The organism is Algoriphagus locisalis (assembly GCF_900116615.1).
Lineage (GTDB): Bacteria > Bacteroidota > Bacteroidia > Cytophagales > Cyclobacteriaceae > Algoriphagus > Algoriphagus locisalis.
The window spans coordinates 358591-373543 of record NZ_FPBF01000002.1 but is presented as its reverse complement, the minus strand read 5'-3'; the positions used below and the strand labels follow the sequence as shown (position 1 = coordinate 373543).

The following is a 14953-nucleotide window of genomic DNA, read 5'->3' as shown; positions in this document are numbered from 1 at the left end:
TTTATGTAATAAAATGGAAATGGGCTCAGGGGCCCTTAGAAAAAACCGCGCACAACAGACCTAATCAGTTTAGTGAAAAGAGCTGAACGAAAAGGGTAAATATGGTGTAAAGCGGGAAATTTAGCTCCGAGGAGGTTGAAAGAGTTCACCTAAAACTGGTGAAGTAAAAAGAAAGGTATAGTAAGTTTCTGGCTCTACTTTCTCATTAAAAGTCCGGACTACAGAAAAATCATTTATTGAAGAGAAATAGATGGGAGCGTGTGAACAGGTATGATTGCCATGAAAAGGTAAATTTTCATGACTTTCTTCATCATGGCTGGTATTGTTTGATCCATGATCAATATAATCTTCTACTACGAATTCAAATACGGAGTCGTCATGCAAAACTTTATGCTCTCCAAAATGTGAAAGCAAAAACGGGATTTTCTGAATCTGACAACATAGATCGAAATTCATCGATAGCATCCCCAAAAGGAGCAAAGCAATAAAAGATCTGTTTCTTATCAGTTTCATATTCTGCAAATCTATGAAATAAAGTAGTGCAAGGCTATTGCACAAAATCGCTAATCCCAGATTCAAGTGATGAGGTATAGCTACGACCCAATCTGAGCAAGGGAGGAATTTTTTTTGTCTTTTTTTATAAGCGGTAACCTTATCTGGATTATTACGTGTCCTAGAATTCAATTGGATTTATTTTCATTCTCATGTGAAAAGCCTATAATTGTAATAGTGAAGAAATCATTTTCCATAGTTTTAGCATTCTTACTTCTTTTCGCAAACATCGGTTTGGCGAAGAGCAGCCATATATGCATGGGATCTGAGATGTTAAATGCAATTGGCCTTTCAGCAAAAAATTTGGATTGCGGAATGAAACATCAATCGGAATCTCCTTCGAGTGATCAAGGAGATTTAAGCAATGCTGATGAATGCTGCCAAAATAGTTTTGAACTCATTCACAATGACAGTGATCAGAATCTTAAAGTAATAAACCTCGACGCTGCCCAACTTATTTTTGTAGCAGCTTTCACACAAACATTCATTTTTGGAATAGATCCAGTTCCTACAACTGAATATTCCAACGTATTTATTTCTCCCCCTGCGATTGATAAGGACTATACTGTTTTTTTTCAATCTTTCTTGATTTAATCCGGATAGGTAAACTTAGGTCTTACAGACCGCCTTTTTCTATGAGCTCAATTGCTTGTAGCAAAGTTTATCCAGTATTCCATTTTCTTAGGATTATTTCATGCTTAACTCAATTATCAAGTATTTTCTTGAAAACAAATTAGTTACAGTTCTTTTGCTTATCGCTTTGATAGCTTGGGGAATTGTGACAGCTCCCTTCGGTTGGAAAGTAGGTTCTCTTCCATCAGATCCTGTCCCCGTTGATGCCATTCCTGACATTGGCGAAAACCAACAAATTGTTTTCACCCAATGGCCAGGTAGATCTCCACAGGATATTGAGGATCAAATCTCCTACCCACTTACTACCTATCTATTAGGAATTCCTGGAGTAAAGTCCATCCGTAGCTCTTCTATTTTCGGCTTTTCCAGCATATACATCATCTTCAATGAAGACACAGAATTCTATTGGTCTAGATCAAGAATCCTGGAAAAACTCAGTTCATTACCTGCAGGATTGCTTCCAGAGGCAGTTCAGCCGGGACTGGGTCCTGACGCCACTGCTTTAGGCCAGGTATATTGGTACACACTGGAAGGAAGAGATGAGCAAGGCAATCCGACCGGAGGATGGGATCTTCACGAGATAAGGACTGTTCAGGACTTCTTTGTTAAGTATGGCTTAAACGCCGTGGAAGGCGTTTCGGAAGTGGCTTCAATCGGTGGATTTGTACAGGAATATCAGGTAGATGTAAATCCCGACGCGCTTAAAGCCTATAATATTCCCTTGATGAAAGTCATGGAGGCAGTTAAGCAATCCAATAGGGACGTAGGTGCCAAAACCATAGAAATCAACCAAGCAGAATATTTAGTGCGCGGTTTGGGCTATATCAAAAAGGTAGAGGACTTAGAAGAGGCGGTGGTTGCCGTGGAACAAAACGTTCCGATCCGGATAAAAGACATTGGCGTGGTAAGCCTAGGACCAGCCAACAGAAGAGGACTTTTAGATAAAGACGGAGCTGAGGTAGTCGGCGGTGTAGTAGTCGCGCGATACGGATCTAATCCTCTTCAGGTCATCAACAATCTGAAAGAGAAAATCACAGAAATAGCTCCTGGCCTCCCAAAAAAGACCTTAGCCGATGGTCGTATTAGCCAGCTGACCATTGTTCCATTTTACGATAGATCTACACTGATTCAGGAAACCCTAGGCACCTTGGAGGAGGCGCTTTCTTTGGAGATTCTGATTACTATTCTGGTTGTGATTGTGATGGTCTATAACCTGCGAGCATCTATTCTGATTTCAAGCTTATTACCAATTGCAATTCTGATGGTTTTTATAGCGATGCGCTATTTTGGGGTAGATGCAAATATTGTAGCTCTTTCTGGAATAGCTATCGCCATCGGTACGATGGTGGATTTGGGGATAATCCTTTCAGAAAACATTATCAAGCACATCGATGAAGCTCCTCCAGAGCAGAAGTTGGTCACGACCATTTACAAAGGATCATCAGAAGTAGCCACTGCAATCCTTACCGCTGTGTCCACCACTATTGTGAGTTTTATTCCGGTTTTCACAATGGAGGCTGCCGAGGGGAAATTATTTGGACCTTTAGCCTATACCAAGACTTTTGCACTTATAGCAGCATTGATCGTATCCTTGTTTATTCTGCCCATGTTGGCTCATGTGTTCTTTGGTTTCAAAATCAAAAATCAGCGATATAAGCTTCTAGGAAATGGATTATTACTAATTCTAGGAGTAGGCGCACTGATTTACGGCTACACTTGGGCAGGAATTATTTTGTTACTATTTGGCATTATTTCCTTCGCCAAATTATATGTAGAGAAAGAGGCGATAGTGTTTCCAAAGCGCATCCGTCCTATATATAACCAACTGGAAATTATTCTGGCAATAGGTGGTGTGGTTTGGTTATTAGCGACGTATTGGTTGCCACTTGGTGCTTCACGTTCTCTATTCTCCAATGTCTTGTTCGTCGCCATTCTAGTGAGTTTGATATTGGGGGCATTCACCCTTTTGGAAAACAATTACAAACGTGTATTAACCTGGTGCCTGGATCACAAAGCAATCTTCCTGACTATACCGGCAGTCTTGATTCTCTTTGGAGCTACGGTTTGGCTTGGGTTTAATACCACTTTTGGATTAATCCCAAAGACCACCAATCTGGTTGGCTGGGATATTCAATCCAGTAAGCCTTGGTCTAGTCTAACGCATACTTTCCCAGGTATGCAAAAGGAATTTATGCCTTCCCTGAATGAAGGTAGCTTCCTGCTGATGCCAACCGCCATGCCGCATTCCGGCATTGCTTATAACAGAAAAATCATCGGCCAACTGGATATGCTGCTGACCAATATTCCTGAAGTAGATCTCACGGTCGGAAAACTTGGTAGAGCTGAATCAGCTTTGGATCCGGCACCGATCTCTATGTATGAGAATATTATTAATTATAAACCAGAATATCTTCTCAATGCAAAGGGCCATAAACAGCGGTTTAAAATTGACAAGGAAGACCGATTCATTTTTACTACGGGAGACACCCTTTCCAACCAAGACGCAATCGCACAAAATGAGCCTGCCAAAAACTTAATTCCTGACGAGGATGGCATGTATTTCAGAAACTGGCGGGAACATATCAAATCTCCTGATGATATATGGAAAGAAATCATCGCAGTTACCAAAATACCGGGTATCACCTCCGCTCCTAAATTGCAGCCTATTGAAACTCGACTAGTCATGCTTCAAACCGGCATGCGAGCACCTATGGGTATTAAAGTATATGGCCCTGATTTGCAGACTATCGAGAACTTTGGAATACAACTGGAAAACATCCTGAAGCAAGTTCCATCCGTCAAAGAGGAAGCAGTTTTCGCAGATAGAATCGTTGGAAAACCTTACCTGCACCTTAATATCAACCGGGAAAAAATCGCGCGATTTGGACTGACTATAGAAAATGTGCAGCAGACTATAGAAACAGCTATTGGTGGAATGAACATAACCACTACAGTGGAAGGCAGAGAGCGTTTTCCTGTGCGTGTCCGCTATCCAAGAGAATTGCGCGATGACCCCGAAAGTTTGGCTAAGATCTTTGTTCCAACTCCTACCGGAGCTCAAATCCCTTTAGGACAACTCGTGGATTTTGAGTACAAACGTGGCCCACAAGCCATCAAAAGCGAGGAGACTTTCTTGGTAGGTTATGTGCTTTTTGACAAAAGAGATGGGAACTCTGAGGTGACTGTGGTTGAAGATGCACGACAATTGATTCAAAGCAAAATTGATTCAGGGGAGCTGGATGTGCCCGCAGGAATCACCTACAAGTTTTCTGGTAGCTATGAAAATCAGGTTCGTGCTGAGAAACGGCTGAGTATCATCGTTCCGGCAGTATTGGCTATTATCTTTTTGATTCTGTATTTCCAATTCAAATCAGTCACTACTTCCCTGATGGTATTCACTGGAATAGCCATGGCATTCAGTGGTGCATTTATCACACTTTGGTTTTATGGACAAGGATGGTTTGCTGATTTTGATCTCTTCGGTACCAATATGCGAGACCTGTTCCAAGTTCACCAGATCAATCTAAGTGTAGCAGTCTGGGTGGGATTCATTGCACTATTTGGTATTGCCACTGATGATGGAGTGTTAATGGCCACATATCTGGATCAAAGTTTTGAACGAAATAAAACTGATACTCCACAAGGAATACGAATGGCTATTGTGGAAGCTGGTCAGCGAAGAATCAAGCCCGCCGTGATGACTTCAGCTACCACAATCATTGCATTGCTTCCGATTTTAACCTCTTCTGGAAGGGGATCGGACATCATGATTCCTATGGCTATTCCAGCCTTTGGAGGAATGATCGTAGCAGCTATCACCTACTTTATTGTACCAGTTCTTTACTCCATTCGGGAAGAACGAAAACTTAAAAAAAGCTGAACATGAGAACTTTCACACTTTCCTTTCTTTTGCTTCTGGGGATGAGTTTCTCAGCTGCTTCGCAAAGCTTAGAAGACTATTTTCTAGTGGCAGCCGAAAACAATCCAGGGCTTCAAGCCAAATACAAGGCATTCGAAGCTGCCATGGAAAAAATATCACAAGTTGGCTCATTACAAGATCTTAATCTGTCATTTGGATATTTTGTATCACCAGTGGAAACCCGTGTGGGGCCGCAACAAGCCCGTTTTTCCTTAACTCAGATGTTCCCTTGGTTTGGCACCTTACGTGCACAAGAAGATGTAGCATCCTTAATGGCTGAAGCGAAGTATCAGGAATTCTTGGATGCTAAAAACCAGCTATACAATCAATTGGCGGCAGTCTATTATCCTCTGCTTGAGACCCACGAGTTAATAGCTATTGAGGAAGAAAATCTGAGAATTTTAGAAACCTACTATTCACTTGCTACTTCAAAATTTGAAAATGGACAAGGTTCGCTAGCCGATGCACTACGAGTAGATATCATGATTCAGGCATCAAAAACAAACGTGGAGGTACTTAAGATGAAAATAAAAGGAAGCAATTCCTGGCTCAATTCCCTTCTTGCCAGGTCTCATGATTCTCCGGTAGAGATTTCAGAAAAGCTGGAAATATGGGATGCTGACGAGATGCTTTCCCCTGATTCTATTCAAACAAATCCATTGCTGGAAAGCATTGATCTGAAAATTCAAGCCAGTGAAGCCTCTGTGTTGGTTGCCCAAAAACAAGGAATGCCGAAGCTGGGAGCTGGAGTGGATTATGTCCTGGTCGGAGAAAGAACAGATGTCGTTATGGCAGATAATGGCAAGAATGTCTTGATGCCTATGATCACGATGAGTCTTCCGATTTTCAGAGCAAAATACAAGGGAGCTCAGAAGGAGGCAGAACTTATGCAGGAATCTTACAAACTGGAAATGGCAGAGCTGAGCAACAAGCTCTATGGTTCTTATTACCGCTATTCTTCCGATATGCAAATCCAGAAAGATTTAATCAGCCTCTATGGTAAGCAAGTGGTGACTTCTGAACAAACACTGGAGCTGCTTTACAATGGCTATAGCAATTCTGGAAAGGACTTCGAAGAGGTATTACGAGTACAGCAGCAGCTGCTGGAATTCCAAAAAATGAAATTAAAAGCCATAGTGACATACAAGACTTCCCTGGCACAAATCAATTATCTAACCGCTAAAACCTACTAATTATGAAAAGCAAAAGCTATGTAAAATTCGCAGCAATGATGGCAGTTTCATTCGTCATTATGTATGCAGTCATGTTTTTGAATGCAGATCTTTTCGAGCATGTGATGCTCAGCACCACCAGAACCTACATGACTATTTTGATGGTGGCGCCCATGGCCATCTCTATGATGTTATTTATGTGGGGAATGTACGAGAACAAAAAAGTCAACTACCTGATCCTAGGCTCCGCGCTGATCATCTTCATAGGCACATTGACTATGCTAAGAAATCAGACTTTGATCGCAGATGTGCAGTGGATGAAAGCAATGATCCCACATCACTCTTCAGCAATCATGGTAAGCCAAAAAGCGAATCTTCAAGATCCAGAGGCTCAGAAACTGGCGCAAGATATCATTGAGGCCCAAAAGCGGGAAATAGCCCAGATGCAGGATATGATCAAAAGACTGGAGGCTAAAAAGTAATAAGATATGATAAAGCTAAACCAATTACCTCATCTAATCACATTGCTTTCCCTTATGGTTGTAACCATTGCGACTGGTTATTCCCAAGAGATACCGACGGATACTTCGACCTATACACTTACTTTAAAGCAAGCAATGGTCTCGAAGGCAGGAAAGCCTGTCGCTGCAATGACGGTAAATGATGGAATTCCCGGGCCAACTCTGCGATTTAAAGAAGGAGGCTATGCTGTAATCTATGTCAAGAATGAAATGGACGAAGAGACTTCTGTGCATTGGCATGGCATCTTATTGCCAAATTTCTTCGATGGAGTACCCTATTTGACAACACCCCCCATCAAGCCGGGTGAAACTCAGAAATATGAGTTCCCACTGAAACAAGCTGGCACCTATTGGTATCATTCCCATACCATGCTCCAGGAACAAAGTGGAGTGTATGGTTCTATTGTGATTGAACCTAAGGAGGAAACATTATCCTATGATTCAGAATTAGTGATTGTTCTTTCTGATTGGACTAATCAAAAACCCCAAAACGTATTACGGAATCTCAAGCGCGGTAACGAATGGTACAATATCAAAAAAGGAACTGCAACTCCTTTGAATCAGGTGATTAGTCGAGGCGGATTTGGTGCCCAGCTTAATTTTTGGAAACAACGAATGGAAAGTGCGGATATCGCAGATATCTATTACAATGCATTCTTGAATAATGGGGAAACCACTACTGAATATCCAGATTTTAGCCCTGGAGAAAAAGTGCGTGTGCGTTTCATCAATGGTTCAGCTTCCTCTCAGTTCTGGCTGACTTTCGGAGGTAAGGATCCATTACTTGTCTCAGCCGATGGCCTGGACGTGGTGCCTATCGCTCACAATAAAACTTTTATCGCTATAGCAGAAACCTATGATTTTATAGTTACGATCCCACAGCAGGGCAAATTGGAAATCCGTGCTACTGTGCAAGATGGTTCTGGACAAACTTCCACCTTCTTAGGAAAGGGAGATATTATTTCTGCTCCTGATGTTCCCCGACCCGATAAAATAGATATGATGATGAAAATGGCGAAAATGGACATGAAAATGGGTGCTCCTGCTATGAAATTTAAGCCATCTGAGGAGGATCCCAAAGAAATGATGGACAAGTGGGGAATGCAGATGGGTGATGAAATGAATATGGGTGAAATGGATCATTCAAAAATGAATTCCACAGACATGGGCACGGATCATTCCCAAATGATGGACAAGAAAAATCGCACTGATTCTACTAGTAAACCTTCTACGAAAAGCATGGACCATTCCAACATGAACCATAATGATCCCATGGATAATTCGATGCAGATGAATGACAAGATAGAAATGGGGACATCAATGGATAAAACACCGGGCATGGACATGTTTGCTGAGTACAATTATGACTACCTCAAGTCCCCTGAGAAGACCAGCTTTCCCACCGGCCGACCTGTTAATGAAGTACTACTGAATCTTACAGGAAATATGTGGAGATATATATGGAGTATGAATGGAGTCCCTCTTTCAGAAGCTGATAAGATCAAAATTGAAAGTGGAAAAGTAACTCGAATTACTTTAAACAATCTTACGATGATGCATCATCCCATGCACCTACACGGGCATTTCTTCCGGGTGATCAATGATAAAGGAGAATATTCACCGCTAAAGCATACCGTAAATGTACCTCCAATGCAAAAGATCACTATAGAATTTGAAGGGACTGAGGAAGGTGATTGGTTTTTCCATTGTCATGTTCTCTATCACATGATGGGTGGTATGGCACGCGTGTTCTCTTACGACACCCCACGTGATCCAAGATTGAAAGGCTTTCCTTTAAAAAAACTCCTCCATGAAACAGACGACCTATTTAATTGGGGGACGGCAGAAGTTTCTTCTCAAATGCTCGGACTGAACCTGATGTCATCCAATATCAGAAATCAACTGAACCTGAACTTAGAATATGGATACAACCAGAATTTTGAGGCAGAAGTAAGTTACGAGCGATACCTCTATGATTATTTCAGAGTCTTTGCCGGGGTAAACATGGAAAATGAAATCGAAAAAAGCCTGGATGAAATCAGCACAACGGCCGTGATCGGTATTCGATTCCTAACTCCATACCTATTCAATCTCGATGTAAGAATGGACAGTAAGCTGAGACCAGAATTCCGGATAAGCAGAGAGATTATGGTCTTCCCTCGCACCACCATCTTCGCAAATTATGAATATCAAATGGATTTTGGGTGGACTGATACCCTTCCTGAATCCGGAGAAAACTCAAATTATAAGGGAGAAACTACTTGGTCTGCCGGAGCTAGCTATATCCTTTCCAGAAATTTCTCATTGATGGGACTTTATGATAACCGTTTCGGTGCTGGTGGGGGCTTAACTGTCAGATTTTAAGCATTCAATTAAAACTAAAAGAGCTACACTATGGATCATTCACATCACAGCAGTACGCAACATGCCTCTCCTCATAAGGAAAAGCAAGAAATGAAAGGAATGGAAGGACATGATCACAGCATGCATCATATGCATATGATCGAAGATTTCAAAAAACGATTTTGGATTTCATTAGTGATCACCTTACCAATAGTAGTCCTTGCACCGATGATTCAGAGCCTTGTAGGGTATGAATTCAGATTTGACGGTGATAGATACCTACAGTTTGCACTTTCATCAATAGTCTTTTTTTACGGTGGCTGGCCTTTCTTAATCGGCATGGTCGATGAATTGAAAAAGAGGAAACCAGGTATGATGACCCTGATAGCATTGGCTATTTCGGTAGCCTACTTCTATAGCTCCGCAGTGGTATTTGGCTTATCAGGAAAAATGTTCTTTTGGGAGCTCGTCAGTTTAATCGACATCATGTTGCTGGGGCATTGGATAGAAATGAAATCTGTTATGGGCGCATCAAATGCCTTGCAAGAACTTGCAAAGATGATGCCCTCCGAAGCAAGGAGAATTAAGGACAATGGAGAATCCGAAGATGTACCCATTGCAGAGCTAAAGTCTGGAGACACCATTCTGGTGAGGCCAGGTGAGAAAATCCCAGCTGACGGACAGGTTCTCGAAGGAAGCAGTCATGTAAATGAATCCATGCTTACCGGGGAGTCCAAGCCTGTAGCCAAGCAAAAAGACGATGAAGTAATAGGTGGGTCAGTAAATGACAACGGTGCGCTGAAAATAATGGTGAAGCACACCGGTGAAGATTCGTATCTGTCCAAAGTAATCGGGTTGGTGACAGAAGCGCAAAAGACAAAGTCAAACACCCAAAATTTAGCAGATAAAGCAGCGGGATGGTTATTTTACATCGCTTTGGCAGCAGGGATTATCACGCTGGTAGTATGGTTAAGTTTAGAAAAAGACTTCAATTATGCGCTGGAGCGAATGGTAACTGTTATGATAATCTCCTGTCCCCACGCATTGGGACTGGCAGTACCATTGGTCGTTGCGATTTCCACCTCTGTATCGGCCAAGCATGGCTTATTGATTCGCAACAGGACAGCTTTTGAAAACTCTAGAAAACTGACCACCATCATATTTGATAAGACTGGAACCTTGACAAAGGGGGAATTTGGAGTGACTCGATTCAAAAGTGTAAATGCAGAAACTGACGATCAAGAATTACTTGCCATCGCAGCTGCTCTTGAAAATAATTCTGAGCATCCTATAGCTGCTGGAATAGTTAGGAAATCCAAAGAACTAGATCTGAAACTTGACAAGGCAGAAAACTTCTAGAATATCACTGGAATGGGTATAGAAGCTAATCTCAATGAAAAAGAAATCAGCATTTTAAGCCCTGGAGGATTAAAACAAAAAGGAATCGAACAACCAGAAGGAGCTTTTAAAACAGAAGACGAAACTGTGGTTTTTGTTCTTTCGGATGAAAAACTAATCGGCTTCATCGCATTGGCAGATGAAATTCGAGAGGAATCCAAAGAGGCAATAGATACCCTCAAAAAGCAAGGGATAAAAGTTCTTATGGCAACAGGGGACAATGAAATAGTTGCAAAGGCTGTAAGTGAAACGCTGGGTTTGGATGGCTACTATGCCGAGGTAATGCCAGAAGACAAGCAAAAGATTATTAAAAACCTTCAGGGGAAAGGTGAATTCGTCGCAATGACCGGAGATGGAGTGAATGATGCACCTGCTTTGGCTCAGGCAGATGTGGGAATCGCAGTGGGCTCAGGAACTGACGTTGCTGCTGAAACTGCCGATATCATTTTGGTCAATAGTAATCCAAAAGACATTGCCAATTTAATCCTTTTCGGGACGGCCACTTACAGAAAAATGATGCAGAATATCTGGTGGGCGGCAGGCTACAATATCGTGGCAGTACCTCTGGCTGCAGGAGTATTAGCAGGTGTAGGAATTATTCTTAGCCCTGCAATCGGTGCAGCTTTGATGAGCCTCAGTACTGTGATCGTAGCACTTAACGCACAATTATTAAAAAGACAAATTAAATCCTAAATAAACGTGCTTTACTTATAATTCCCTGTGAGCATCTAAATCAATTAAGTAACCAATTTAAAATTCAAAATTATGAAAACTCAAAAATCAATTTTATCGCTGGCACTCATTGCCGGACTGGCAATTTCCCTTATCGCCTGTGGAGAGAAAAAACTAGATGACCACGCTGAAGGATCAGAAGAACATGATCATGAGGCTATGTCTGAAACTATGGAAAATATGGATCAAGAAATGACCATGGCCGGAACTGCTTCTAAAACAGAACTTATTAACGAATACTTGGAAATTAAGAAAGCTCTAAGTGCCAACAACAAAGAGGATGCTGCCAAAGCAGCCTCCAAACTTGCTGAAAACGCCAAAATGATCTCTTTCGATCAGGTATCTACGGATAATAAAACAACTGTGATTGAAATTCTTGAAGTTATTCAAGAACACAGCGAGCACATTGCTAAAAGCGAAATGGATCATCAGATTGAACATTTTCAGGCCATGGGTAAGGATTTTGAAGAGCTACTGGCCATTGTAGGTTCGGACAGAAAACTTTATGAGCAATACTGCCCAATGTACAATAATAATGAGGGGGGCATGTGGCTGAGTGATTCAGAAGAAATTGTTAATCCTTTGTTTGCTGGAAAGATGCAAACCTGTGGTTCTGTCAAAAAAGTAATTGAAGTCGGGTGAAAAAGGTAATCTGGGTTTCCTTGTTTATACTCATAATTGTATTGGTGGGAATTCAATTCATTCCCACCAACCACAATCCAAACCTACCTGCAGGTCCCGATGACTTTCTGATTCTAAATAATACCCCAGTCCAGATAGGAAAGATGCTTAAAACATCGTGCTACAACTGTCATAGTGAACAGATCAACTACCCTTGGTACAGTAATTTTCAGCCAGCAGGCTGGCTATTAGATAAGCATATCCGAGAGGGAATGGCAGAGTTAAATTTCTCAGAATTTGGTAGTCTATCTGGGCGGATGAAAAAGATGAAATTGGAAAGTATGATCAAACAAATTGAGCAAGAAAAAATGCCTATCCCTTCTTATACACTGATTCACAGAGAGGCAATATTGTCTGATTCTGAACGGAATGAGCTTACAACTTATTTAAAAACTCTGAATTAACCCTAAAATCTACATATGGAGAGGCCTCTTGGGTAGATTAAAAATAGATCGCAAAAATGAAAAATATACTCAACAACAAGCTTGTAATGCTTGTCACCGTATTGGTGGTAGGAATAGCTGTAGGCTGGCTGACTAAACCAGATACAGCTCCGAACATGGAAGCGGATGAACATGATCATGTAGAATCGATTGCAGGAATCCCTATTACGTACACATGCTCCATGCATCCTCAGATAAGACAGAATGAACCAGGTGATTGCCCTATCTGTGGAATGGATTTGATCCCTCTGGAAAATGAAAATGCAGAAGCTGACCCAATGGCTATCACAATGTCTCCTACTGCTATGCAATTGGCAGGAATCCAATCATTGGTCGTTGGAAATTCTTCAAGTGACAAGTCAATAAGGCTCAATGGAAAGATCCAAACTGATGAACGCCAAAACTATACCCAGTCAGCCCATATTTCTGGGAGAATAGAAAATCTGACAGTCAACTTTACAGGAGAGTATGTTAAAAAAGGTCAGACTTTAGGACAACTCTATTCTCCGGAATTGGCTACAGCTCAGGAGGAATTGTTTCAGGCTCAGAAAATTAAGGATTCTCAGCCTGCACTTTTCGCTGCTGCAAAATCAAAACTGAAAAACTGGAAATTAACAGATGGTCAAATTGATCAAATTCTGGCAACAGGAAAAGTAACTGAACAGGTACCAATTTTAGCTAATGTTTCTGGATACGTAACTGAGAAAATGGTGAATCTGGGTGATTATGTAAACCGTGGAGAGCCTATCTATCAGATCGCTGATCTCAGCAAAGTTTGGGTGCTATTTGATGTCTATGAGTCAGAATTACAATGGATTAATAAAGGTGATGAGATTGAATTTACTGTGCAGTCACTTCCAGGAGAGACTTTTACAGGAAAGGTTAGCTACATAGACCCCATGGTCAATCCTCAGACTAGAGTTGCGAAAGCAAGGCTGGAACTGAGCAATTCTAACCTGAAGTTCAAGCCGGAGATGTTTGTTTCAGGAAAAGTTGAGAGTGAAGGTTCCTCAAAGGATAATAGCATTGTGGTGCCAAAAACTGCGGTAATGTGGACTGGAACCCGTTCAGTAGTATACGTTAAGACAGCTACCAATCAGTCCGTAACCTTCCAACTGAGAGAAGTGACTCTAGGCCCGGCTCTGGGGGATCATTATCAAATAGAATCGGGGTTGTTGCCAGGAGAAGAAATAGCAGTGAATGGCACATTCAGTATAGATGCCGCTGCCCAATTGGCAGGAAAACCAAGCATGATGAGTCCTGATGGAGGTTCAGCAATGTCTGGGCATAATCATGGCGGTATGGCAATGCCTGTTTCAATTACCTCAGCTACTGCAAATCCCGAATTCATATCTCAAGATGCTAAAAATGTGTTAAAGCCTCTTTTTGATAGCTATTTTGAGTTAAAAGATGCCTTGACCCAAGATAAGTTAACAGCCTCTTTGAACTCCGCAAGGAAAATGAAATCGATCATTTCAAAAGTAAACATGAGCAAATTCAAAGGTGAATCCCATATGAGTTGGATGAAATATGAAAACAATCTTAAAACCCATCTTGATAAGTTTGTTGAGCAAAAATCACTTGATGAGGTGAGAAAAAACTTCCTTAATATTTCTGATGAAATGGTATCAATGGCAGAGAAATTCCATCCCTATCCTTCAAAAATATATGTTCAACATTGTCCTATGGCAGATAGTAATAGAGGCGCAGATTGGTTAAGTCTCCAGGATAAAGTAGTCAACCCATATTTCGGCCCTTCCATGCTTAGCTGTGGGGAAGTAATTAAAATAATCGACTAATTGCACGAATCCAACTTGTTAAAAATCAATTTTTATTCGTACACCTCGTACACCTCGTACCCCTCGAACCGTACGAATTTTACGAGGTGGAAATGAGAGTCAAAACCATTCAAATGAATTCAATTCTGAAAAACGCTAAAACATTCAAATATGCAGAAATTTCAAAGGTTCATTTTCTGATTTAGACCATACAGAAAACAGGTTCGTTTTCTGCTTTTCACATCAAAAAGAAAAAAGATCATTCAAAAACCAAAAACACAAAATGGGGTTATACGGCGATTAGGGCTACATTTGAAGGGGTTCAAAATGATACGATTCAAATAAATTTAAAATAGTAAAAGCAAAATGAACCTGTCCCAGTTTTTGTCCCAGTTTTTCTATAACTGACTGAAAAACAGACTAAGTTTGTAGCGCTGTTCCCGCTACTAAGCAATTAGTTGATAGTTTTACGGTCAACTTTTTGTGTTTTATATGGGTACTGTTGCAGGTTGTCAATTCAAATCGATTCCAATCACTCCCAAATAACTCAAATTTGTCCCTCTTTCTGTCCCCCTTTTTGTCCCAGTTTCAAGGCTAATTTGTCCTCCAATTTTTGAAGGGCATGGGTTGGATATTTGTACTTTTTGGATGTTGACAGATGCGAAAACAAATTCGAAAGCACTCAAATCGATTCGAATTTGATGAAATGTAAGCAATAATAGGCGGGTAAAAATTAAAGGGAATTGATCAAATCTGCGTTATCCCCTTAGTCCTTGTTACA

At 41.1% G+C, this 14953-nt stretch carries 9 protein-coding genes and 1 pseudogene; 9 read left to right on the top strand and 1 reads right to left on the bottom strand.

From position 1 onward, the window contains the following. Nucleotides 1-120: 120 nt before the first annotated feature. A complete protein-coding gene (locus BM386_RS06550) occupies nt 121-513 on the bottom strand; it encodes a hypothetical protein (protein WP_139235858.1) in 393 nt (130 codons plus the stop codon). 216 nt (nt 514-729) lie between these two features. Between BM386_RS06550 and BM386_RS06545 the strand changes: the two genes are divergently transcribed. The 9 genes and pseudogenes from BM386_RS06545 (at nt 730) to BM386_RS06505 (ending at nt 14193) form a co-directional block, all read left to right on the top strand. Further along, nucleotides 730-1146: an HYC_CC_PP family protein gene (locus BM386_RS06545; RefSeq protein WP_139235857.1), complete on the top strand. Its 417-nt coding sequence runs from the start codon at nt 730-732 to the stop codon at nt 1144-1146. Nucleotides 1147-1246: 100 nt separating this feature from the next. Further along, nucleotides 1247-5065 (top strand): efflux RND transporter permease subunit, encoded by a 3819-nt coding sequence (locus BM386_RS06540; protein ID WP_091692267.1) that lies wholly within the window; start codon nt 1247-1249, stop codon nt 5063-5065. 2 nt (nt 5066-5067) lie between these two features. Then, on the top strand, nt 5068-6297 hold the full coding sequence (locus BM386_RS06535; RefSeq protein WP_091692266.1) for a TolC family protein: 1230 nt from the start codon (nt 5068-5070) through the stop codon (nt 6295-6297). A 2-nt stretch (nt 6298-6299) separates the two neighbouring features. Beyond that, entirely contained in the window at nt 6300-6758 is a 459-nt protein-coding gene (locus BM386_RS06530; protein WP_091692265.1) for a DUF305 domain-containing protein, read from the top strand. 54 nt (nt 6759-6812) lie between these two features. Then, the gene (locus BM386_RS06525) at nt 6813-9161 is read left to right on the top strand and encodes a multicopper oxidase domain-containing protein (protein WP_244545486.1); all 2349 of its coding nucleotides are present in this window, start codon (nt 6813-6815) and stop codon (nt 9159-9161) included. A 30-nt stretch (nt 9162-9191) separates the two neighbouring features. Continuing rightward, a pseudogene (locus BM386_RS06520) lies at nt 9192-11231 on the top strand (copper-translocating P-type ATPase). 72 nt (nt 11232-11303) lie between these two features. After that, entirely contained in the window at nt 11304-11912 is a 609-nt protein-coding gene (locus BM386_RS06515; RefSeq protein ID WP_091692263.1) for a DUF3347 domain-containing protein, read from the top strand. Continuing rightward, the gene (locus BM386_RS06510; protein WP_091692262.1) at nt 11909-12355 is read left to right on the top strand and encodes a heme-binding domain-containing protein; all 447 of its coding nucleotides are present in this window, start codon (nt 11909-11911) and stop codon (nt 12353-12355) included. The genes BM386_RS06515 and BM386_RS06510 overlap by 4 nt, the downstream gene beginning before the upstream one ends. A 56-nt stretch (nt 12356-12411) precedes the next feature. Continuing rightward, nucleotides 12412-14193, top strand: a complete 1782-nt coding sequence (locus BM386_RS06505; protein ID WP_091692261.1) for an efflux RND transporter periplasmic adaptor subunit — start codon at nt 12412-12414, stop codon at nt 14191-14193. Nucleotides 14194-14953: the final 760 nt, after the last annotated feature.